Source organism: Paenibacillus macerans, from assembly GCF_900454495.1.
Lineage (GTDB): Bacteria > Bacillota > Bacilli > Paenibacillales > Paenibacillaceae > Fontibacillus > Fontibacillus macerans.
The window spans coordinates 1305798-1327783 of the sequence record NZ_UGSI01000002.1 but is presented as its reverse complement, the minus strand read 5'-3'; the positions used below and the strand labels follow the sequence as shown (position 1 = coordinate 1327783).

Below are 21986 nucleotides of genomic sequence, written 5' to 3'. Positions count from 1 at the left end.
TCATATGCTATACTAGATTTAGTGAAAAGAGGTGAATCGGATATCTACTATTACAGCGAAAATCCAAATCTATGTCCCGCATGAACATACGGAAATGCTCATCAAAACAACAAAAGCCTATCGTGAATCCTGTAATTATCTTTCGGTCATTGTATTTAAAACGAAAGAATTAAATCAGCGTACACTCAATGACTTGTATTATCAAGAACTTCGAAGTCGTTTTGGTTTGAAAAGTCAAATGGCGCAATCGGTGATCAAAACCGTCATTGCCCGCTATAAATCTGCTCAAGTAGGCGGTCACGATTGGAACCTGGTCAAATTCAAATTACCTGAATATGATCTGGTATGGAATCGAGATTATTCTTTGAACTCTAACATGTTTAGCTTAAATACACTGGATGGACGTTTGAAGCTTCGTTACGAAAAACAAGGAATGCAACACTTCTTTGATGGGACGTGGAAGTTTGGTACGGCCAAGCTCGTTTATAAACATAAGAAATGGTTCTTGCACATTCCCATGACCAAAGAGTTCCCAGAATTAGATTTTGCGGATGTCAACCATATTGTTGGAATTGACCTCGGAATGAACTTTCTTGCCACAACCTACGACAGTCAAAACAAGACGACGTTTTATCCTGGACGAACGGTTAAACACAAACGAGGTCAGTATAAAGCCTTACGCAAACAACTTCAGATGAGACAAAGCCCCTCTGCCCGTAAACGTCTAAAGCAAATCGGTTCAAGAGAAAACCGTTATGTTACCGATGTGAACCATCAAATAACAAAGGCACTCGTTGAAACCTATCCGAAAAGTACTCTTTTTGTGATCGAAAATTTAAACCATGTTCGTTCAGTAACTGAAAAAGTATGTGTGCGCCATCGTTATGTGTTGGTTTCCTGGGCATTTCACCAGTTCCGTCAACTGTTAGAATATAAGGCTCAACGGAACGGACAACGAGTCATCGCATTAGATCCTAAATATACTTCTCAAACCTGCCCGAAATGTGGACATATTGAACGAGCAAATCGAAACAAAAAGACGCATACCTTTGAATGCCGAAGCTGTCACTATTGTTCTAACGATGACAGAATTGGTGCAATGAATCTGTACCGCAAAGGAATAGAGTACATCGGTACAGTTACAGCAGGAGTATAACTCTTGTCGTAGGGGCGAGGTCAACCGTCCTTATGTTCCAGCACGCTAAGGTAGGAGCACCGTGAGGTGCGTTTGCACTACCGGTTAGGAATAAGTCTAAAAGGCATGTGCAAAACACAAGCACTGTCTACGATGTAGGCAGAGACAAGCTCGTGACTATAGTCATGAGTTGTTGACATTCTCACCTTACCTAATATACTACGATAAAATTATTATACTAGTATGCAAGCCTTGTAATCAAACGTTTAATATTACGGTAATATTGAATACCTGGTACGAACATAAATAGCCTAAACCAATTTTACCTCATAGCTAAAAAAGCTTGCTCCCACCCTAAAAGTAGAAACAAGCTTTTAGAAGTGCCGAGTGTTACCGCAAATTATCTTCACCCATAAAGAAGCTCTTCCTTAGCTGCGTACACTTCCATCATCATTAACGCCCCAAGTTGAAACCCATTTATGAAAGTAGATGTAGCCTGCATCGACTCGGTCTGTCTGTGCAAATCGAGCAGCGTTTCAAGCTGGTTGAAATCATCGGTAGACAGTTTCCCTTTCCACATTCCTTTGGCTTCGGATATCTCTCTTCTTATTCTACGGAACTCGGAATCTCTCGGGACGATCTTCTCTTCCGGGCGAAATTCACCACAATATAATGCTTCCAGCATGCTTTTCATTTCCATCTTCCTTTCAGGGGTATTTTGGTACTTGAAGGAGAGAATCACGTTGTAAGTAGTTGATTTATTATGTAGTGTAACGGCATTCCGTATCATATTTTTATTGTATCACGGTACACCGTTACATTTAAGAGAATTTTCATGATATCATGAAGAAAGTATTAATAGCTGAAACGAAAAAACGTTATGGGGGAAATTAATCAATGCCAATCCGGCTTCGTTTAAAAGAAATCCTAGAAGAACGGGGAATGAGTCAGCGAGAACTCGCCCGCAGAATGAATATCCGACCAAGTACGGTTAGTCATCTCTGCTCCGATAAAGTCAATGCCGCCTATTTCGATACTCTGGAACAGATTTGCAAAACACTCAACATCAGCTTGCATGAACTTCTTGTAATGGAAGACAACTAAATAAATATAGCTGTAGGCTAACGTTATTTAGGACAGGTAACAGGAGCGACAGCCAATTTTAAACCAGCAAAATTTCCAAAAGGAACTCCTATATTATTAGGTTACGGTTAAGTCGAACATACTTAGGTATAGTAAAAAGGCTTATTCCTATTAGTTTAAATTGGAATAAGCCGAATTTTATATACCAACAACCAGCAATGCCTTTAATAATCAAATTCAATACATGTTTTCTTTGGAAAGTTTCCAACATGAGGCAAGATAAACTCTTCAAAATTTTCTTTCCAACATTGTTTTTGGCTCTCACCACCAATTGTAATATCACGAAGAAATTCAGGATCAAAGAAAATAGTCTGTCCTTCAACGACTAATTCAAGCGCATCACAAACCAAGCTATCACCAATATCCTCCAATCCATAAAATATCATTTTGTTTATTCTATTTTGTTTCTCCGACGAAACTAGAACTTGATTTGTGATTGAAGAAATACAATTTGGGTAACCTTCATCCTCATAGTTAGGTTTGAATTTTTTTACAACCCTAACATGTATTTTGTAATCATGTTTATCATGTTCTAGTTCAATATACTCAGACTCAAATTTAATGTAGACATATGATAAATTTGGATATAATATTTTAGGCTCTTCATCATCTGCAAAAAAACCAGAAAGATAGAAATCTTCAATGTAATTAATTTTCCTGTATTATCTTTTTTAATAGAGTTATCATAACTTAAACTCCTGTTTAGTCTACTATTAGAATCTTTGTATCCATTCAAGTACCAGATTCAAATAAAGTATGAAATTCCCCATTTTGTTTTATGACAACCGTCATTCCGTTTCCTCTATAAATATGGGATGGATCAGTCATAGTTTTATTTAATGTTCCTAAGCCTTCGTACTTAACAGATCCATCATCTATTATTTTTTTGATATCTTCCAAAAACTCTGTACCTTGTGTTTGTGACCATTTTGGATATTTTTCCAAAAAACTTTTCCAAGATAATTTTATGATCTAGGAAATGGCTCTTCAAGTTTTTTTCATTTACGATTTTTTCTAAATTTGGTTTAATTTTAAATGTATGAGTAAATTCTCCCGTCCTCTCAGGAACCTCTGGCCCTTCTCTATCATTAACAACTATGTAATCATTAAAGGGGTCGGAAATTTCAATTAGGACCAATATTGTTTCTGTACAATTTAGACTCTTAGATAATAAAAAGGGGTAATCAATGGTGTAATATGATTGACCTTTTATTATCTGATCTCAAAAAACTTCATATTCAAATCGGTTTATAGTGTTTTTTTTCAATTCAGATACTCTTATAAATCATGTGTATAGTCCACATCATCAATTAAACTTTGCATTCTCTCAAAAAATAGAGCGGCATTATTTAATGTCTCTGAAAGAAAATCTCTCTCTGAAAAGACGAACGAATTTTCGGCTACTACGAATTTGATCATACCTTTTTGTAATTTTATTAACTCTATTTTAACGGGCATATCTGGAAAATACGTTTCTGTCTTTCCACTCATCTTATATTCTTCAATCATATTTATAAAGTAACTCCAAAGCTGATCAATCAAGTCCCAATATTTAATTCCTATAATTTCCTGTTCATAATACTTAATTTCAATTGCACCTTCAATATAAAAAGAATCAATTAATTCTATTCATCCTGTACCCTTTCTTCGTTTATATTGATAAAATAATCTGTTGGTTGACTTCTAATTTCATCCCATTGCATAGTTTTGGCTGCAGGATGAAGCAAGAACTATTGAAGTTTAACATAAAAAACCTCCTTTTGATGAAGATGGTTTTATTTAAGTACAGGATTAAATCCTAAAACGCATTCCGCCCCACCATAATCCGACATCATGGAAAACGACGTCTTTGGACCCTTCTTTCATCACCTATTGCCTCATACTTCAATTGTACTTGAGTTTTTAAACCTAGCCTTTTTAGTACTAGTTATTTCCATTTCCTACTCCACTTTTTATTTTTCTCATAGAAAAAAGGCTCATTCCTCCTCTTAGTTCAAGTTGGAATAAACCTTTGAAATTTAGTCTAAACGATTTAACAAGAATTTACGTTAAGAAGTATAGTTTGTGTTTTCTTCTAATAATTTTTTTTGCAATAGTTCTATCATATCTTGAGTTCTTTTTATACTCAAATCTCTTCTACCATTTAAGTAAATAAACTCCTTTATTTCACTCCAATTACATTGCTCACTTATTACATTAATTTCTTGAGATAGGCCTCTGATATATATAGGTAATTCTCGACTTTTAAACTCTTCAATCAACTTATCTAAATCTGCATAATCCATACTCCAATTAAAATAACTTTCTATAAAATACTTGAAGTTTTCGTACTTTGGCGTTTCGTTGCTCAACTTTCTACTCCTTTAATTCTGTATCCCAAAGGTATAGTAGTTTTTTTGGTGTATAGGTTGTATTGTACAATCTTTGTTGTTCGCGTTATAAATAAACCTTAGTCATCTAATTTCCCGCTAAAAACCACTTTATGTAAAAAGGCTAATTCCTTCTTTTGGTTCAGACGGAATAAGCCTTTTTAAGTTTTACAGGGTATCTGGTGCCTTTTGACATTTCGGGTTGTTAGTTGTTTTGTATTTCTTGCTGATACAAAGTAAACACCAAAGCACTATTTACCTTGTCTTTTTGCCCAATATCCTTCAATTTCATTTATTGCATTTATTGCATCTGCTCTAATACTTCCATTCTTATGATTCAGATACTTGGTCAAATAGGACAAGTACTTCTTTTTAAAAGTGAAGCTTAATGTCGTTAATGCAGAGTGGAGACATTCATCCGGCAGATTTTCAAGATTATCCGCTAAAAAATCAAAGTTGATTCCATCAATATTTTTATAAGTTGCTGCAGTAAGTAATGTGTTAAATATCTCCTCCTTTAATTCTAAATTATCTTCTTTGATCCCAAAATTAAGCAATGTTAAAATTATATCTTCAAAATTATCAATTGCAGTGTTATAAGATTCGAAAATATCACAAAGATGGCTTAAAATTTCTATTTTTTCTTCATTATCCTTACCTGAAAGTATAGCTTCAAGTTCTTCTATGTTCAATTTTTCCGCCTCACTTATTTATGGAGTAAACGGGATATGTGTTTCATTAGCAATTGACTCATTATAGTAAGGGCTGCTCTCTCTAAGTACATTCTCTTTATGAAAGTTCCCGCTTGAGTCCATTGTCCACTTCCATTTTGGGTTTACTTGTTTAACTTCTACTCTATAAATCCATCCTTTTGCAGCATTGCTTCCAGGCGGTGCAGTAGGATCAATACTGTGTGCACGAACATCCCATGTCTTTCCTGTTCCATCAACCCATCTGAATTTCACTCCATCTTTAGCCCCTCCAGGCACTTGCCTCCAAGGAATTTGTTTAGCATTAGCAGGTATCCTAGTTATAAAGTCATTTAAGTCTTTAATGTTTTGAAAGTTACCAACCGCTCCAGTACCAATTTTATTTAAGTCGATATTTGCTACATCAAACGCTCCGCCCCCGCCACTGCTACTACTAAACTGAATAAACGGCTCGTCCGCAACACGATCAAGACGGAATCTACCAAATCCCCTACCCACTGAACCATATCCGGTATTCAACGCTGGTGCTTTTTCCCATTCCAGATTATAATTCCGCGGATTCAGATTAATATTAGCATCTTTCATTGTATTCTTGAAGTTTGCGTATTTATTACCTGCGGTTTCTTTAAGGGCCGCTAGTCTTTGGCTATCCTTAAATGTATCGGCGGCTTTCAAGTTGGGTTTGAACAAGACGGATACGCCAACTAAACTTACCACGATATCTGCCGTATTCACTGCTTCCTGATCCAGCCCGAATACTTTCGGACTGCTATAGTTGTTCCCTGCGTTCAGATCACGTAGTTTATCTGAACTTATTTTAATCTGCATGGCACCCACTGCGATTTCTGCGGCTCCAATGGCTGCTATATACAAGGAACTCCCCATCGTTGGGAGCGCCAACACGATGGCGACAACACCGAATAATATGCCGAGCGCTGCGGCTTGTTTCTGGGGAACAGTAACCGTATTTAGAAAGTTCAGTCGCGAGAGGTAGGTAACCGTTTCATCCCTTTTGCTGAAATAATCCGGTTTCTTGGGAATGACGTTCTCCAGCCAGAAATCGCTATTTTCCAAGCCTTGGCCTAGCGCATTCATTGCTTGGGCGAGCGGGGTCAATTTTTCTGCTGTCTCCCCGTTCATTTTTTTGCGCATTTCGTCCTTCAGCGCTTCATATTCTGGTGATTGTTCCTCCTCGACCACCTTGGTAACATCCAATATTCCCGGAAATTGTTGCTTTGGCGGAGCTTTCTCCGCCAGCATAAAGGATGGCGGCCCTTCTGCTTCTTTTTTCAGATCATATTGAACCCGCTTCATCATGTTGTAGTTTTTATAGGCAGCCTCGTATTCCTGGTGAGCCTGCTTTATCTCATCATTTGTTCTCTCTTCCCCTTTGCCGTCTGTTGCCGGCGGGCGATTTGTTTTTAGATAATATGACTGGGCCTCGGCTTCCTTTAGACCTTTCAGGGCATTACGCACGGTGTTCTTTGAATCGGGATCGCTTTGTATCTTTTCAGTTAATTTCTTTCTTACAGTTTCTCGCGACAAGTCTACTTTTTTAGTTTCCTTACCAAAATTCTTATAGGCATCATAATCATCATATACGATTTCGTTATTCGTTAATGCTTCTCCGTAGGCTTCGAGCATAGCCCCATTCTCTAACAAATATTCAATATAAGTCTCCTCGATTTCTTCATCCGTCAGCATGTCCAAGATGTTCATGTCAACCTTCTCGAAGTTCACCTTTTTGTTTTGAATGAGCACCCGGTTGCCCGCGATTTCAACGAATTGCTCCTTATTCGTCATGTGCGTAATGACACTCTTGGCCTTCATCCGAATCGATTCCAATTTGGACGCCGATTCCGTCTTGGTCAGCTCAACGGTATTGACCGCGATCAGCACAATGTTCTCTTCCGCAGATAAACGAATATTTTCACCATCTAATTTGAGGCTTACCGTATTTTTCTCAAACAGCACCCCGTCATCGCCCAGTTCCATCTTGGCATCCCCGGGCATATGAAAGACTTTGGTCGTCGGTTTCTGGAAAACCGTTCGCGTCTTCATTTCCTCGCTGCCGCCACGAACCGAGTTAATGGCTATCGCTTGTTTCTCAATGCCGCTTGGGAAATAAACCTTAATCCTCGCCCCTTCATCCGGCAGGCAATGAAAGATGTTATTCCCTTCCGGCGAATACGGGAACCACCAGTTCCCCGATTCGTCGTGCTCCTTATCGATGTCCAGATGAACCTTTACCATGTTGTTAGCCCGTTTCAACACGCGGCCTTCCAACGCTACGCCTTGGATCGCCTTGTTTAAGCGGGACTTGCGGCGAAGCGCTTGCCGCTTGACCAGCACGTATTCATATTGAATGGTTCCTTTATCGTAGGTAATGACCGATCCGGCGATCACCCAGATCTGACGCTTGAACCCGACATTCTCCCCAACTCTGAAGTATTGGTTCGACCTTGCCCGGTAACTGATCCAGTCTGCTTCAGACGGAATTTTGGCCCCATTTTCCGCGGCTTGTTCCCGATACCTCAAGTAGCTTTCCTGGTTTTGCTCCATCGAGTACTGCGTTGCTTTAAGATCCTTCCCCCAGGAAAAATCCGGTACGCCAAAATAAATCCGCGCCGCATCCATCGTCGTATCCGGTAAAATCACCGTCCCCAGGCGGGAAGCGAGCCGCTTCATAAACTGCCAGTCTGTTTCCTGGTACTGCACAACCAGTTCGCCAAGCACAGCCCCCGGTTCCGTCGCTTCGTTCTGCGCATCCCCTTTCCGGTAGCCTTCAGTTAGTCCCTTAATCACTTGGGTGTATGTGGTTTGTTTGTTTTGATACGAACGGCTCTTCCGCCGCACATCCATCTCGTAAGATCGGGAGAGCGCCTCTACGGTGACACTCGGAATTCCGTCCTCCATCGTCATCTCCAGGTTCGAGATCCCCCCGGCAAACCAATGTTCATCCTGTGGGTTTCCGGGTTTGCAAATGAGCAGGCTATCTTCAAATCCCGCTTCGATCATGCACCGCTCGGCTTGTTCATCCGTCATCGCAACGGTTAAAGTACACCGGGTATGCTCATTAAACTTCTGCTCCACTCGCAAGCTGCGAACCGCTTGAATCGGATACGGCCACTTTAAGCGAAAGCCGTCCCCCTCAAACCATTCCTCCATCCCCTTCACCTTCCTTCATCACTTCACGTAATGCTTGACAAATTCCAAAGGAGGCATGTCCATTCCATTCGTTAAAAAGGTGATCTGCCCGCCTTTTACACAAGTCAGGCAAGATTTGCTCGTTAAGACAGGTACACCATCGATCGATACGGTTTTGCTGCCATTCTGCCACTCCGGTTGTATACACATGCTGCTATCGGCAGTAGGACCAGATAGACTTGTGGCAAATTCCGGGATGCATGGATAAATAAATTTTCCTGGTATATTAGTCCTGGAATCAACATCATAATCTACTTCGCCTCTATATGCGCCGGGAGCGGTTTGTTCTCCTTTTATAAATGCAGGATGACGGTCACTTCGACAGTAACCAAAAGAATACAAGTTCCCGTCAATATTTCCTTCAAGTTCCTCTAATGCCTTGTCCCCCTCTTTGATTCTCGATGTAGATACCTTACAATCCCTGACAGTCATCATTGGATTTTTATTAATGTATACTCCATTATTAGTGACTCTATTAAGTACCTCTTCGTGTGTCCCGCAAGAACATTGCATATATGCCCCGCTTGTGATATAGGTTTCCGTATCTCTCCACGCTGTGTTCAACTCGTTAATCCTTGCTTTACTTAACATAATTAATTTAGCCTGATTATAAGTACCGCTCATTACGCTTCACCTGCTTTCGAACATATTCTTCGTAGGTTTAGTCCATACAAGTTATGTCTTAACAAAGCTTCCGCCACATCCAGACGCACAATTAGACCCGGGAACGGCAATCCTGCTGCCCAAAACATACGAAGTCCGCTTATTTTCTCCTCCTCCAAAACGGCCTCTCTGACCATTCCCCGCTCGATTACCGAGTGCGTTTGTGAGATACAATCCACCTTGGGGACATCGATCAAGCAAAAATACACTTGGGTATAGGTTGTCTGGTCCGTGACCACGAGGGTTTTGTAGGCTAGGTTAGGTTCATATTGACTCAAAATTTCGCGTACCTGCGCGGAAACGAGAAACACCGGCAGCTCAATGACACTCCGGTATTCCAGTTTTCTCCCTTTCCGGACAAACGCCATCTCATAATCCTCAGCTGCCGCAAACCCGCTTAATACCCGCTCCGGGAACAAAATATTCCCGCCCATCGCATCCAGGCGCGAATCATGACTGACGACATAATACTCCACCGTTTCCCCACCTCTCAAATAATCGCCTATTCCTCTACCCAGCAAATGCTGCTGCGCTGCTCTTCACTTAAAGCTGTCCGCTCAGCATCACGCCGCAGCATACGGCTGCCTGTCAGGTCCGCTCCGGTAAAATCAACGCCGTCCAGTTCAGCATAGGTGAAGTCCCCAGCCACTTGGGCATCGCGAAAGCTGGCGTTTGTCAGATTAGCTCGCTGAAAACATACGCCGTGAACGCCGAAAATCACGCCGCGGGCCTCATTCATTAAATCCCGAACCGCGTATACTTGATCAAACCACGCTTCTTCCAGGTCACAATCACGAAAATCCGCATCCATCATCACGGAGCCGCGAAAATCGGACCCTCGACAATCGCATTGCTGGAACCGTGTTCCGATCAAATAGCTGTTTTGGACGATACAATGGCTGAAATTAACCTGTTCTAACCGGGCATAGTTCAGGTTAATTTCAGCATAATTTCCGCCTGACACCTCCACACCCTGGATATGCTCCCCCTTATATGCAGCTTTAAGAGTTGCCATGAAACAGAGTCTTGCTTTTCCGTTCTCATCGGTGTATTGGAGCTCCACATCCGTCTGTTCGCCCGCCATTTTCACATACTGATCCTCTTTCTCTTCCGGGATAATCCCGGTAAAGGTCAGCCTCGCGTGGTCATCGATGGTTTTGTCCAGCTACACCTCAAATGAAAGAAAAGCCCGTTCCTACTAACAAAGTAGAAACAAGCTTTTTTTGTAAACCTTATAATTTTCAAAATGGTTTTTACTGCAATTACCTTAAACTATAAATAAGTTCTTCCTTAGCTGCGTACACTTCCATCATCATTAACGCCCCAAGCTGAAACCCGTTTACGAAAGAAGATGTAGCCTGCATCGACTCAGTCTGTCTGTGCAAATCGAGTAGCGCTTCAAGCTGATTGAAATTATCGGTAGACAGTTTCCTTTTCCACATTCCTTTGGCTTCGGATATCTCTCTTCTTATTCTACGGAACTCGGGATCCCTCGGGACGATCTTCTCTTCCGGGTGAAATTCACCACAATACAATGCTTCCAGCATACTTTTCATTTTTCATTCTCCCTTTCGTACAGATTTCAATGATACTTTCGAATTATTCGCAATTTCTTTTCTAGTGCCGTTATCCCTACTTTCCGGTGTTACGTTATAACGTCACACTACTGATTATATGACGTTACAACGTAACAGTCAATGCTTTTTTATTAATTCATGGTATATTGTTCTATATAAGACTTGGGGGAAAATTACAATGAAAATCAAAATTAAGTTGCAACAACTATTAGATGAGCGGAATATTTCTCAACGTCAGTTTGCAATTATGGTTAATATGCGTCCTGGAACGATAAATGCCCTTTGCAGAGGGACGACGGACAGAATTTATATCAGTACTCTTGAGCAAATATGCAAAGCGCTTAATATACACATTCATGAACTGATTGACATGGAAGAATAATTGTAGTTCTATCTGATTTCTTTTAACATTATCTTTTTCCAATGAGGGTATAGGATATTTTATCTCCTACATTCCTTTTAGAATTTAGGATTTGGCTTTCCATTACCAACTATGTAGTGGGTCGGAAATTTCAATTAGGACCATTATTGTTTTCTGTACAATTTAGACTCTTGGATAATAAAAAGAGTCAATCAATGGTATAAATGATTGACCTTTTTATTATCTGATTTCGAAAACATGTAAATTGGTCGTCACCAGAGATTTCTTTACAGCATAATCATCGTTACAATCTCTAGATATGTTGCAGTCAGAACTAATCTTTTTCAGTCCAGACCATCTATACTATAAGTGGTCAAGCTATCCATCCTAGAAAGTGTGATTTCGTTCCTTAACTTCCCAATCTTCTCTATCAGGGCGACGTATTCTACAGTTGCGTAGCATTTTCAAAAACCTGTGAGAAAACAAAAAAACAGGTCATTTATGTTAGTCCACAGTCGACCTGTTCAATGTAACGCTTAGCGATATTTAAGGTATAGAATTCAACCGCCAAACAGTGGCAAGGACAAAAAAACACTACAACACGGGCGATTCCGCTTGTATTGTGGTGTTTATTAATTGTATTGAACGATGGGTAAACAAAACTTGCTTACAAACTCTTATGTCATTTTATCAACAGACAGAATTAATTTAATTACCTTCCATACCCACTGTCTTTAAAAATCTTCTTCTTCATACGGATAATTAAGTAATGATAGATTTTCTTTACTCATAAGCCATGTTTGATATTCATCTAAATTACCCTTGATAAGTAAAGACCCCTTAATTCTTTTCAGTAATGAATCCGGGGAATCATCTTCCAAAACCAAATCTTGATCGTTCAATCGCAATATTTTTCCAATCACTTCCAGTAGTTTTACCCATCCGATCTCAAACGTACTGGATATAAATTGAATACTAATAAGAACATTCGTATTTACACCATATGCTTCGCGGTTCATTTCTCGAAAATATTCAATATAGTCTTCCTCAGCATCTAAATCAATACTCATTGAAAAATAGGTGCAACCGACATTTATGCGTTCTGTATAAGAACTAGCCCATACTTCTGCCTCATAATCAATTAATTCTACAAAAAACACTTCGCACAACATAGCGTAGAGCAATTTCCCCAATTCTTCTCTAGGCAAATTAGAACCAATTGATAAACGAAAATCCATCTTATTCAAACCTCCAGTAAGCTCTAGTTACTTGACGACCTTCAATGACTAATAGTTCATTTAAATGTTTTAAATCCTTGTGAGTTTGACTTAATATAAACTCAATAAGCTCAGTTCTATTTTCAACAGGATAATCATTTAAATTTAACACTATTCTTCTAGCTTGTAATGTAGTTTTTTCCCTAAGTATGTCAAGTGTGTTCTTTAGTTTAGTGGATTCAGGAGCATAACAATCAAACACTTGCCCCTCTATTATGAAATCCGGACTTTTATCAGGATCAATACCATAGCCGTTTCCACGAAATTTTCCATTGGGCACTTCGTCAAGCATTATCGTGCGATATCCATTTTCAGCTAGCACATTCGCGGCTTCATTTTGTCTTTTTAGTCCTCGAGCATTTTTACCTTTTTCATTAGCATAGTTTCCTTTGGGCTTCCCACCCTTTGGTAATGAAGGCTTTGTAATTACAGCATTTGGTCTGATTTTAGGTGTATAAGGAATATGCTTTTCACCATACAGTTTGTATTCAGAACTAGTCTTCCAGTCCACATTCTGGTCGCCATACCTTGAACGGAAATACTCATCCCATTCTGGTCCTGTTCTAGGTATCTTTGCAGCATTATCCGTCTCCTCAATCAAACTACCACTCTTCGGTCCCCTCTTCAACCCAGCGTCCAATACCTCGTCCAACTCATCAATATTCCGCGCATATGCTGCTAAATCCCCGGATTTCAGAAGAGCTTTTAGTCCAAGCCCAAGTTCTCCTGCACCCACGACTAACCCAGCTATATTTACAAGATCTTGATTCATTCCCATAAAGGTAGGATCTGTGTAGTCTTTCCCTTCGTTTAAATCATTTATCTTTTGCACGTTAATCCCTATGTCCGCTACTCCAAGAACTGCTCCGCCTGCCGCAAGCGATAACATGAGCAGCGAACTTCCCCCAGTGAAGAACGCCCCCACGATCGCTACCGCACCAAATAAAATGTTCATTTCCGCAAACATGATTTGAGGCGAGATCTGAAACTGAAAAAAGGTATATCGGGAATACAAGGGATTTGTATCTTCTGTTTTACTTAAATAAATGGGCTTTTGTGGGATGATCAGGTTCAGTTCAGCCTCTTTCATAAATGCATCTAACACATTGCCTAAAAGAGTCTGCGCACTACCTTTGGAGGGCTGTTCACTCCCTTCGTTAGGCTGCTGCAATAACTCCGGCACGGACGGCGGAACTGAAGCAGTTTGACTTCCCTCTCCACTTTCCTTATGTTGAATCTCGTACTGTTGCTGTCTCTTCTCCTTTATCTGATTATACGCATTGATATACTTCTGCTTCTCTTCTTTCAGATCCTTCTCTGTTGTTTCCTCCCCATTCGAAGATGAAACAAATTTTCTCTTATACAGGTTACGGAGTTCGCTTTCCTCCATCTGCCCCATTTTTTGCCGAGCTTTCTTTATGCCATCCGGATCATTGTTCACCAAAGTTCGCTTGCTCGCTTCAATATCGCTTTTAGTTTGTATATTATTGGATGGTCTGGTTCCCATAGCGTATACGTCTTTTAGATCCCCATAGTACTCGGCTACAAGCTGGTCAACATACAGCTCTTTAAGCTCCTCATCTGTAAGCAATTCAATATAGTCCATCTCCACCTTCTCAAAGTGGAGTTCTTTGCAACGGATACCAACCCGATTCCCTTGGACCGTGACGGACTGCTGCGAGTCTAGTGTTTGAAAAGTAATAAAATCACTGGCTGTCAGCTTAATAGAATCAATCACCGCGTCTCGGGATCCGAAATTCAAATTATTACTTGCAGTTACGAATAGATGTTTGTCCGCTTCCAGTCGAATATCGTTCTGGTTTAAATGAATTCGTACCGTACCTTTTTCAAACAATACCCCGTCATCCCCGAGTTCCATTTTCGCTTCGCCGGGCATATGGAATACTTTGGTGGTCGGCTTCTGAAACACTGTTCTGGACGTCATTTCCTCACTTCTGCCGCGGACGGAGTTAATCGCTATGGATTGCTTCTCTATCCCGCTGGGAAAATAAATCTTGATTCGTGCTCCTTCGTCCGGCATGCAATGAAAAATATTGTTCCCTTCCGGCGAAAACGGAAACCACCAATTTCCTGATTCATCGTGTTCATTATCGATATCTAAGTGCACCTTGACCATATTATTGGCCCGTTTAACCACACGTCCCTCAAGGGCAACACCCTGAATCCCTTTATTCAGGCGTGATTTACGGCGGAGGGATGAGCGCTGAACAAGCAAATATGTATAGGAAGTAGTTCCTTTTTCGTACGTAATCGCTGATTCTGCAATGACCCACATTCGCCCTTTGAACCCAACGTTATCCCCCACCTGGCAATATTGATCGGTCACAACAAGGTAGCTGATAAGATCGTTTTCTTGCAGCGTCCCCCCTTCCGTATGCGCCTTAAGATCCAAATAAACCGCCCGGTTCGAGAGAAGCGTATACTTTTGGGCGTGAATAACCGTCCCCCATTTAAAGTCCGGAACCCCGAAATAAACGCGCGGAGCATCCATCACCACATCCGGCAAAATAACCGTTCCTATTCGGGAAGCAAGGCGTTTCAGAAATTGCCAATCCGTCTCCTGGTACTGAACCATTAATTCGCCTATCGTGTCTCCCGGGTTTGTGGCTTCATTTAGAATATCCCCCTTCGGATAAATGGCCGCCAGTTTCTGAATCAACCCGGTATACGTGAGATGTTTGTTTTGAAAGGAGCGGCTATGGGGGGTGAAATCCATGGCATAAGAACGGGATAACGCCTCAACTTTAACATGTGGGATGCCGCCCTCCACTTCAATTTCAATGCTCGTAATTCCCCCGGCAAACCAATATTGACTACCCTCATCTGTCCGCTTAAAGATCCTCAAACTATCCTGAAAACTTCCTTCCAGCAGACAAACCTCGGCATCCTCTTCGGCCATTTCCGCCACTAAAGAACATTTCACATGCTCATTGAACTTACTTTCAATTTTGAGACTACGTATCGCCTTTAATTTGTAGGGCCATTGAAATTGGAACTCGTTTCCTTCCTGCCACGTTTCCATTCATTATTCCCCTCCCTTCTACTTGACTCCTCCCGGCAATAATTCATATGGGGCAGGGTCCATCCCATTCGTTAAAAACTTTATCGCCCCTCCCCAGCGACAAAACAAGCAGGAACTGGTGGTTAATGCAGGAACCCCCTGGATTTTTACATTAGGACTTCCATTAGACCATACAGGCTCTCCTGCAGGAATGCCGGTCAAGTGTTCAATGAGATCGAACTTGGGAACGCAAGGATAGATTTTTTTCTGGCCAGGCAATAACGTCTCTGTCTCCGGATCAATATCATAAATATAGGAGCTGTCCGCTACAGGGGGTCCGCCAGGCTGTCCAAGAGGCGTTCCTAATATTTCGGCCACCTTCTGAGGATGAAATAAACTCCGGCAAAATCCAAAGGAATAAATGTTTCCATCAACTTTATTCCCTGGAACATCAAATTCGACATTCCCCGTTACATGTTCTGAGGAAGCAACCACGCAATCCTTCACTGTCATTAGGGGTTGACCATTGACATATACCCCATGATCCTGAGTAAGGTTCAGCACATCCTCGTGTGTTCCCATCGTGCAGTACATATAAGCCCCGCGAGTCACATAAGTCTCTTCGGACCGCCATCTTTCTTCCACCGTTAACTGCTGAATGGTTTTAGGCTTTAAAAAACTCCAATTTGGAGGAACGCTCATTTGAATTCACCTTCCACGGATAAAATTCTTCTTAGCTTCAAACCCCTTAAGCTCTTTCTAAGCAGCCCTTCCGCAACATCCAAACGTACAACAAGCAAGGAACTCCGATAATACGGAATTTTAAAAATCTTTAATCCAGGCACCCGACTCTCATCAATCACAAACTCATCTATTTTGGCCGTAGTAGAACTCTGGAGCAAGCATGGTATTTCTTTGAAATTGATTAAGGAATAAGGAACTTGGATATGCCTTTTTAAATCCATCACAACCACGGTTTTATGCTCCAAATCCGGCTCAAATGAAGTGATGACACGACGGAAATCCTCCAAAATCAGCAAAACCGGGCGTTCGATAATACAGCTATACTCTATTTCCTGGTCAGCGCTCACATAGGCAATTTCCTGCGGATTGGCATATTCGAACCCTTTCAATACCGTCTCCGGAAAAGTTATCGCGCCTCCGATCGAATTCAAACGCCTGTCTAGTTCAACAATGAAATATTCCATTGCCTACTCCTCCACCCAATGCACGCTTTGACGCTGCTCTTCGGTTAATGAGACTTTAAAAATATCACGCTGCAGCATTCGGCTGCCTGTTAGTTCTGCCCCCGTAAAATCAACGCCATCCAAGTTCGCATAAGTAAAATCCCCTGCAATCTTCGCCCCTCTGAAACTTGCCTGGCTGAGATTAGCCCTCATAAATCGAACTCCATGTATGCCAAAAAATGTTCCGTGTTTCTCGCTCATCACATCTCGGGTTCCAAGCGTATCATCCAACCGGGCCCCGACCAGACTGCATTCCCGGAAATCGGCATCAAACATTACGCTTTTTCGAAAATCGACTTCATCACACGTACAGCGAATAAACCGGGTTCCCAGCAGCAAGCTGTCCTGCATCTGACTGCCTGTGAAATCGACCTCTTCAAAACGGGTATAGTTCAGGCGGATTCCCCGATAGCTTCCTCCGGATATATCCACTTGAGCGATATGTTCATAAATGTAGGCATGCTCCAGCAGGTTTTCCATCCACCCTTTACAAGTAATCGAGGATCGCTGATTTTCACTTTTGCGGTATACGGACTCGCTGATTTCCGGATCCTTGTATTCGCCTACGCGAATATCAAATAGCGGTTCTTTCGCCACTTGTTGAAGCGACTCCAAGGATTCAATCTGGTCCATCGCATACCGTACAGCATGTACCATAAACATATGAAACGGGTAAATTTGCTCTTTGAGCCACGCTTCAAGGGAATGGCTTTGGATTTGATTCATATAAGCCTTTCGCTTTTGCTCCAGAAGCTCAGTCCAGCTATTCATAAAATTAAAGATCCACTTGGCATTCAGCCGAAACGGGGTGATTTGGACTTGATCCATGGTCTTCCTATCCTGAGCCTCCAGCATATATACAGGCTCGCCTTCCATTAAAGCAGAACGTAAGAGGGAGAATTGGAACAACATCATCCTGCCCAATTCACCTTCCGTTTGTTTTTTCTCAATCTCTAGGCAGAACTCGTCAAATAACTGTACGATATCCCGGGCGATCATTTCTTTATATTCATCAAAATATTGCCGTAAAAAATGAAGCTGCTCGTTTCGTAGAGGTATGGCATCCTGTTTCATGAAATGCTCCCAAACTTCGATTCCGTTCATATCCATCCCCCCTTGTTACATTTGGTTATTATTCCATCAGGACTTCAACCCCGGATATCACAACCTGTCCTTGATCGATCTTTATCCCTCCCTTATCTTCCTTGGTCGACATTTCAATCTGGTCTCCGATCATCATGATCGATTCTCCGGTCATCTCAATCCGCTTACCGGTTTGAAGCATAATTTTGTCAACACTATTCAAAATAATCGACCCGGCGTTCGTTAACGTAATCGAAGCGCCATTCTCCGCACCGACAATTGTGATCTTGTCTTTCTCAAACATAATTTTCTGCCCCGTGGGGGTAAGCAGGAACTTGGTATCTGGATCCGCCATCAAGTCATCCTTTAAATTTTTTAAATCGTTGTCATAATGAATGATCGGCTGGAGTGTCTCCTGTTTGACGACGGTTGTGGTGACATTGCCTGAGCCGCTCCCGATTTTGCCGCCACTGCTTGCCGATCCACCATTCCCGCCACCCATGGCTTCGGCCGGCAGCTTTTTGCGCACGCTGCTAAGCGCGATGCCTTCGGCTTCGTTCGAGCCGGGGAAATAAATCCGCACATCATCGCCCTTCTCCGGCATAGCATACCAGCCCGTTTGGTCTTCGGAAGCATACATCGTCGAGTATGGGAATAACCAGGCGGTATCCATGCTCCAACCCTGGTCACAGTCCAGCTTCACTTTGACCTCGTCCCGAACTACAGCCATGACGTTTCCTTGGATTGACGCACCGATGATTTTGGAATTGTACATTTTACGTTTGTATCCGGCTTTTTTCCGGCAAAGGACATATTTATGAGTCAAGACACCGCGGGTCATTTCCGTATGGACCTCAAAAACATGCAGCTTCTGCTTGTTGAACGTGACCATATCTCCAAGCTCCAGCACCAGATCAAGCACGACTTCATAACAGATAAAGTCGGACTCGTGAAGTCCGGATTCCCCTGAGGCGCCGGCATTTTTATAGGCCAGTAAATCCTTATATACTTTGTAGTGGGTGGCCTGAATTGGCCCGGCATCACGGTGTTCCGGTATTCCCAGGTACACGGCAATATGATCGTAAGTTGAAACCGGAACAAGCGGGGCGTGATAATGTGACGCCAAACGTTTCAGAAACTGCCAATCGGTTTCCTGATACTGCAGCGTAAATGCGCCCAGCTTGCGCTTTTCCGTATATGTGTTATTAAAATCGGCTTTGGCATAGGTCCCTCCGACTTCCTTCATCACATCCTCAATGAGCAAGGACTTATTCTGAAAAGCGCGGTTTTCCAGCTTGATATCCATCGTATAGGTATGAGACACCGCTTCGGCCTCCAGCCAATAAACCTCCCGATCCACCCTTACAAACAGCTTTAAGAGCATGCCATGAAACAGCGTTTTGTTCTTTCCGTTTTCATCGGTGTATTGGAGCTCCACATCCGTCTGCTCGCCCGCCATTTTCACATACTGATCCTCTTTCTCTTCCGGGATAATCCCGGTAAAAGTCAGCCTCGCGTGGTCATCGATAGTTTTAGTCAGCTTTACCTCGTGGAGCCTGATTTCAAATGGAGCGATTTTCAGTGTATTGTAGGCGACAATAGATGATGACGACATTCAACTCATCTCCTTTGCTCAATCGGGTTTATTTTCACAACCTGCTTTCCCCTAATCCACAATCACCCTTCCCCCGCCGCCCGGGCTTATGCCCATCCGGTGGCCGCCGCCGCGGGCGCTGTCCAGGATGCGGGCCAGGTATTTGTGGATGTCCGCGTTGCCGTAATCCTTGTACGCGATGCCGAGGCGGCCCGCGATGTAGTGCAGGATCACGCCGCGGTGGAGGGTGCCTTCGTTTAAGCACATCATGGCAAACGCAAGGTCCTGCGGTTCGGCGCTTCCCCGGCGCAGCAGTTCGTCGCCGAACAAGCGCATCACGACCGGAGAGACGGTACTTTGCCCGTAAGCGGCGATGGGAACATGCAGCAGGTTGACGGTGTTATATTCCGTGGCGAGGTCCCGGAAGTTCTGGTAATCCTGGCGCAGCCGGGCGCCTTCCTTGAGTTTGAACCGGCACAACTCCAGCTCCGCCGGCCCCGCTTCCACCCGCTCGTCCAGCACAATTTCGCTCCGGTACACACTCCAGTCGCTGTCTTCCTTCCCCTCCAGGAAGCGAACCTTGACGGCGGTCTCCCGCCCGGTGGTCTGATACGCCAGCACGGCCGGTTCGCTCAGCGAGTATAATCGCCCCCTATGCTTTACGATACCAGGGTGAATCGTCAGCGTGTCCGGGCCAACCTTGACCTCCGCCCCCGTCACGACGCCGTCCGCATAATCCTGGTAGTAGATATCCGCGAATTCGCGCGGGAAGTCCCGCAGATTCTCCAGCATCGCCGTCTTCAAAATACGTCCCTTCTCAAACTTCGGCGCGATGTGGGTAAACAAAGGCATCCTCCTCCTTTCGGTTTCTATCGGTTACGAGCTTGTCTTACTTCTTCAAAAGCTTCCAACAATGCGGCGGCATTCGCGTGAGTGTGCGCCGCTGGATTTCCCTGCCCGGTTAGCCCCTGACCGTATTCAAGCGCCTTCTTGTTGACGACATAGGTCCTGGCGATCTTGTCGTGCAGTGCTTGCTTCTTTTCCGTAAATCCGGCCATCATGTAACCGACCGTCACCGTCAAAATCGACAAGAACTGCGCCCAAAATCTCCCGCTGGCCCGCCAGAACGAAACTCTCCCGTTTTGCCCGTCTACCACGGCAATGCCCAAAGCCATCTTCCCAAGCGTCCCCTGCAGTTTGGAAGACTCCATAATCGCGTAGTACAGCCATTTAATAACGGAAAACCACAGAAAAGAGAGTCCCAAGCTAAGGAGCACATTAACCGGATTTATATCGGATGGAGAAATCTCGCTATCGGAAGCCGGCCACCAGCCAAAAATGCTTCGGATGGCCATGCCCAACAGTCTAACCCCCAAAACGAGAAAATACGAAATGATAAAATCCAAAAGATAAGCAGCAAGCCTCTTCCAAAATCCCGCGTACATCCGTTTATTCCCCTCATCCATCACAAGTTTGATCCCTTACGCGCCGCCGAATGCTCCGGGACTTTCGCCCCCTGGAAACTGAGGGTTTTGAGCATTATAGTTCTCCGCCATCTCCAGCATCCTCTTATCGACCACATAGGTCTTGGCAATCTTGTCGTGCAGCGCCTGTTTCTTTTTCGTAAAGCCGGCCATGACATAACCGATATAAATCGTCAAAAGCGAAACCATTCTGCTCCAAAACCTGCCGCTCGCCCGCCAAAACGAAACCCGTTCATACCGCTCGTTCACCACAATGATGCCCAGCGCCATTTTGCCTACAGTACCTTGCAGTTTGGAAGATTCCATAATCGCATAGTAGAGCCATACCGCTAACGGGGCGATCAGTATTCCGATGATATGACCGGACGCATTATAAATTTGATAGACTCCCGGCCAGTTCTCCAACACATAGTAACCGAGTACCCCGAAAATCATAGATAACAGCAAAGAAATAAGCATCATTACCCAGGCAATAAAATACACAATGATCGAATCCAGCAGATTCGCAAAAAATCTTTTCCAAAAACCCGCGTACATCCGTCCCTCTCTTTCGAATCAATAATCCCCGTACCGCGACCTCAATCGGGCCAATTAAAACCTGTCGAACGGTCCGCCCGAATTGCTTGATGCAGCCGAGAAAATTCCGTATCCGCATCGCCTTGCATTTCCCGTGCCCTGAGCAAGGCCTTATCGACGACATACGTGCCCGCAATTCGGTCATGCAGCGCCTGTTTCTTTTCCATGAAGATCGCCATCAAATAACCAATTCCCCAAGTGAGAGCTGAAAGAAGCTTCCCCCAAAACCGAGCATTCGCCTGGCCGTAGGATAACCTTCGATGATTCCGATCAACTACCACGACGCCGACGAGTCTTTTTCCCAAAGTCGCCTGATATTTGGAGGATTCCAGCATCGTATAGTAGAGCCATTGGCAGACGAATGTAATCAACATCGGTATCCCCAAGGTCGGCGTATCCGCAGATTCGGAGAAAAACTCGCGCGGGGAAATCCAAATAAAACTGATGAGCAACGCGCCTATGCTGACAATCAGCCGATCGACGGCCCAGGCGCCGTACCTTCTCCATAACACGTCATACATGTACATAAACTTCCCCC

At 43.2% G+C, this 21986-nt stretch carries 24 protein-coding genes; 3 read left to right on the top strand and 21 right to left on the bottom strand.

What is annotated here, in order from left to right; genetic code table 11:
* The first annotated feature begins 40 nt into the window (after positions 1 to 40).
* The gene (locus tag DYE26_RS29125; protein ID WP_036627582.1) at positions 41 to 1156 is read left to right on the top strand and encodes an RNA-guided endonuclease InsQ/TnpB family protein; all 1116 of its coding nucleotides are present in this window, start codon (positions 41 to 43) and stop codon (positions 1154 to 1156) included.
* A gap of 385 nt (positions 1157 to 1541) precedes the next feature.
* On the opposite strand, the gene DYE26_RS29120 is transcribed toward DYE26_RS29125, so the two are convergent.
* On the bottom strand, positions 1542 to 1829 hold the full coding sequence (locus tag DYE26_RS29120) for a DUF6809 family protein (protein WP_036619903.1): 288 nt from the start codon (positions 1827 to 1829) through the stop codon (positions 1542 to 1544).
* Between the two features lie 203 nt (positions 1830 to 2032).
* On the opposite strand from DYE26_RS29120, the gene DYE26_RS29115 reads away from it, so the two are divergent.
* Positions 2033 to 2239 carry a helix-turn-helix domain-containing protein gene (locus tag DYE26_RS29115; protein ID WP_036619900.1) on the top strand — a complete coding sequence of 69 codons (207 nt, stop codon included), beginning with the start codon at positions 2033 to 2035 and terminating at the stop codon, positions 2237 to 2239.
* 203 nt (positions 2240 to 2442) lie between these two features.
* On the opposite strand, the gene DYE26_RS29110 is transcribed toward DYE26_RS29115, so the two are convergent.
* The 10 genes from DYE26_RS29110 to DYE26_RS29070 form a co-directional block, all read right to left on the bottom strand.
* Positions 2443 to 2664 (bottom strand): hypothetical protein, encoded by a 222-nt coding sequence (locus DYE26_RS29110; protein WP_036619898.1) that lies wholly within the window; start codon positions 2662 to 2664, stop codon positions 2443 to 2445.
* Between the two features lie 346 nt (positions 2665 to 3010).
* Positions 3011 to 3223: a hypothetical protein gene (locus tag DYE26_RS33215; protein ID WP_127463414.1), complete on the bottom strand. Its 213-nt coding sequence runs from the start codon at positions 3221 to 3223 to the stop codon at positions 3011 to 3013.
* Between the two features lie 333 nt (positions 3224 to 3556).
* Positions 3557 to 3787, bottom strand: a complete 231-nt coding sequence (locus DYE26_RS29105) for a hypothetical protein (RefSeq protein ID WP_036619895.1) — start codon at positions 3785 to 3787, stop codon at positions 3557 to 3559.
* A 539-nt stretch (positions 3788 to 4326) separates the two neighbouring features.
* Positions 4327 to 4629, bottom strand: coding sequence for a hypothetical protein (locus DYE26_RS29100; RefSeq protein ID WP_036619894.1), 303 nt, complete (start codon positions 4627 to 4629; stop codon positions 4327 to 4329).
* 269 nt (positions 4630 to 4898) lie between these two features.
* Positions 4899 to 5339: a hypothetical protein gene (locus DYE26_RS29095; protein WP_036619891.1), complete on the bottom strand. Its 441-nt coding sequence runs from the start codon at positions 5337 to 5339 to the stop codon at positions 4899 to 4901.
* A gap of 18 nt (positions 5340 to 5357) precedes the next feature.
* A complete protein-coding gene (locus DYE26_RS29090; protein ID WP_036619889.1) occupies positions 5358 to 8525 on the bottom strand; it encodes a polymorphic toxin type 30 domain-containing protein in 3168 nt (1055 codons plus the stop codon).
* 18 nt (positions 8526 to 8543) lie between these two features.
* Positions 8544 to 9188: a DUF4280 domain-containing protein gene (locus tag DYE26_RS29085; RefSeq protein ID WP_036619887.1), complete on the bottom strand. Its 645-nt coding sequence runs from the start codon at positions 9186 to 9188 to the stop codon at positions 8544 to 8546.
* A complete protein-coding gene (locus DYE26_RS29080) occupies positions 9188 to 9703 on the bottom strand; it encodes a hypothetical protein (RefSeq protein ID WP_036619885.1) in 516 nt (171 codons plus the stop codon). The genes DYE26_RS29085 and DYE26_RS29080 overlap by 1 nt, the downstream gene beginning before the upstream one ends.
* Positions 9704 to 9729: 26 nt before the next feature.
* Positions 9730 to 10311, bottom strand: a complete 582-nt coding sequence (locus DYE26_RS29075) for a pentapeptide repeat-containing protein (protein WP_240534214.1) — start codon at positions 10309 to 10311, stop codon at positions 9730 to 9732.
* 178 nt (positions 10312 to 10489) lie between these two features.
* Complete coding sequence (locus DYE26_RS29070) at positions 10490 to 10783, bottom strand: DUF6809 family protein (protein ID WP_036619882.1); 294 nt, start codon at positions 10781 to 10783, stop codon at positions 10490 to 10492.
* Positions 10784 to 10982: 199 nt separating this feature from the next.
* Here DYE26_RS29070 and DYE26_RS29065 point away from each other — a divergent pair, with 199 nt between their 5' ends.
* Entirely contained in the window at positions 10983 to 11186 is a 204-nt protein-coding gene (locus DYE26_RS29065) for a helix-turn-helix domain-containing protein (protein WP_036619881.1), read from the top strand.
* A gap of 713 nt (positions 11187 to 11899) precedes the next feature.
* Here the strand turns inward: DYE26_RS29065 and DYE26_RS29060 are convergent.
* The 10 genes from DYE26_RS29060 to DYE26_RS29015 are packed head-to-tail and all read right to left on the bottom strand — an operon-like array spanning position 11900 to position 21975.
* Positions 11900 to 12403, bottom strand: coding sequence for a hypothetical protein (locus DYE26_RS29060; RefSeq protein ID WP_115311351.1), 504 nt, complete (start codon positions 12401 to 12403; stop codon positions 11900 to 11902).
* A gap of 1 nt (position 12404) precedes the next feature.
* The gene (locus DYE26_RS29055) at positions 12405 to 15485 is read right to left on the bottom strand and encodes a CdiA C-terminal domain-containing protein (RefSeq protein WP_036619880.1); all 3081 of its coding nucleotides are present in this window, start codon (positions 15483 to 15485) and stop codon (positions 12405 to 12407) included.
* Positions 15486 to 15503: 18 nt separating this feature from the next.
* The gene (locus tag DYE26_RS29050; protein WP_036619879.1) at positions 15504 to 16166 is read right to left on the bottom strand and encodes a DUF4280 domain-containing protein; all 663 of its coding nucleotides are present in this window, start codon (positions 16164 to 16166) and stop codon (positions 15504 to 15506) included.
* Complete coding sequence (locus DYE26_RS29045) at positions 16163 to 16672, bottom strand: hypothetical protein (RefSeq protein ID WP_036619877.1); 510 nt, start codon at positions 16670 to 16672, stop codon at positions 16163 to 16165. Before DYE26_RS29045 ends, DYE26_RS29050 begins: the two co-directional genes overlap by 4 nt.
* 3 nt (positions 16673 to 16675) lie before the next feature.
* Positions 16676 to 17815: a pentapeptide repeat-containing protein gene (locus DYE26_RS29040; protein WP_036619875.1), complete on the bottom strand. Its 1140-nt coding sequence runs from the start codon at positions 17813 to 17815 to the stop codon at positions 16676 to 16678.
* A gap of 28 nt (positions 17816 to 17843) precedes the next feature.
* Positions 17844 to 19409 (bottom strand): contractile injection system protein, VgrG/Pvc8 family, encoded by a 1566-nt coding sequence (locus DYE26_RS29035; RefSeq protein WP_051985271.1) that lies wholly within the window; start codon positions 19407 to 19409, stop codon positions 17844 to 17846.
* A gap of 51 nt (positions 19410 to 19460) precedes the next feature.
* A complete protein-coding gene (locus DYE26_RS29030) occupies positions 19461 to 20234 on the bottom strand; it encodes a hypothetical protein (protein WP_036619873.1) in 774 nt (257 codons plus the stop codon).
* A 23-nt stretch (positions 20235 to 20257) separates the two neighbouring features.
* Entirely contained in the window at positions 20258 to 20833 is a 576-nt protein-coding gene (locus DYE26_RS29025; protein ID WP_051985270.1) for an RDD family protein, read from the bottom strand.
* A 36-nt stretch (positions 20834 to 20869) separates the two neighbouring features.
* Complete coding sequence (locus tag DYE26_RS29020) at positions 20870 to 21409, bottom strand: RDD family protein (protein ID WP_051985269.1); 540 nt, start codon at positions 21407 to 21409, stop codon at positions 20870 to 20872.
* 41 nt (positions 21410 to 21450) lie between these two features.
* Positions 21451 to 21975, bottom strand: coding sequence for an RDD family protein (locus tag DYE26_RS29015; protein ID WP_051985268.1), 525 nt, complete (start codon positions 21973 to 21975; stop codon positions 21451 to 21453).
* Positions 21976 to 21986 lie beyond the last annotated feature (11 nt).

Coding starts and splice junctions, on each gene's coding strand:
- DYE26_RS29120 (WP_036619903.1), bottom strand. CDS start 1,829: ATGAAAAGCATGCTGGAAGCATTATATTGTGGTGAATTTCGCCCGGAA.
- DYE26_RS29115 (WP_036619900.1), top strand. CDS start 2,033: ATGCCAATCCGGCTTCGTTTAAAAGAAATCCTAGAAGAACGGGGAATG.
- DYE26_RS29110 (WP_036619898.1), bottom strand. CDS start 2,664: ATGATATTTTATGGATTGGAGGATATTGGTGATAGCTTGGTTTGTGAT.
- DYE26_RS29105 (WP_036619895.1), bottom strand. CDS start 3,787: ATGATTGAAGAATATAAGATGAGTGGAAAGACAGAAACGTATTTTCCA.
- DYE26_RS29090 (WP_036619889.1), bottom strand. CDS start 8,525: ATGGAGGAATGGTTTGAGGGGGACGGCTTTCGCTTAAAGTGGCCGTAT.
- DYE26_RS29085 (WP_036619887.1), bottom strand. CDS start 9,188: ATGAGCGGTACTTATAATCAGGCTAAATTAATTATGTTAAGTAAAGCA.
- DYE26_RS29075 (WP_240534214.1), bottom strand. CDS start 10,311: ATGGCGGGCGAACAGACGGATGTGGAGCTCCAATACACCGATGAGAAC.
- DYE26_RS29070 (WP_036619882.1), bottom strand. CDS start 10,783: ATGAAAAGTATGCTGGAAGCATTGTATTGTGGTGAATTTCACCCGGAA.
- DYE26_RS29065 (WP_036619881.1), top strand. CDS start 10,983: ATGAAAATCAAAATTAAGTTGCAACAACTATTAGATGAGCGGAATATT.
- DYE26_RS29060 (WP_115311351.1), bottom strand. CDS start 12,403: ATGGATTTTCGTTTATCAATTGGTTCTAATTTGCCTAGAGAAGAATTG.
- DYE26_RS29055 (WP_036619880.1), bottom strand. CDS start 15,485: ATGGAAACGTGGCAGGAAGGAAACGAGTTCCAATTTCAATGGCCCTAC.
- DYE26_RS29050 (WP_036619879.1), bottom strand. CDS start 16,166: ATGAGCGTTCCTCCAAATTGGAGTTTTTTAAAGCCTAAAACCATTCAG.
- DYE26_RS29045 (WP_036619877.1), bottom strand. CDS start 16,672: ATGGAATATTTCATTGTTGAACTAGACAGGCGTTTGAATTCGATCGGA.
- DYE26_RS29040 (WP_036619875.1), bottom strand. CDS start 17,815: ATGAACGGAATCGAAGTTTGGGAGCATTTCATGAAACAGGATGCCATA.
- DYE26_RS29035 (WP_051985271.1), bottom strand. CDS start 19,409: ATGTCGTCATCATCTATTGTCGCCTACAATACACTGAAAATCGCTCCA.
- DYE26_RS29025 (WP_051985270.1), bottom strand. CDS start 20,833: ATGTACGCGGGATTTTGGAAGAGGCTTGCTGCTTATCTTTTGGATTTT.
- DYE26_RS29020 (WP_051985269.1), bottom strand. CDS start 21,409: ATGTACGCGGGTTTTTGGAAAAGATTTTTTGCGAATCTGCTGGATTCG.
- DYE26_RS29015 (WP_051985268.1), bottom strand. CDS start 21,975: ATGTACATGTATGACGTGTTATGGAGAAGGTACGGCGCCTGGGCCGTC.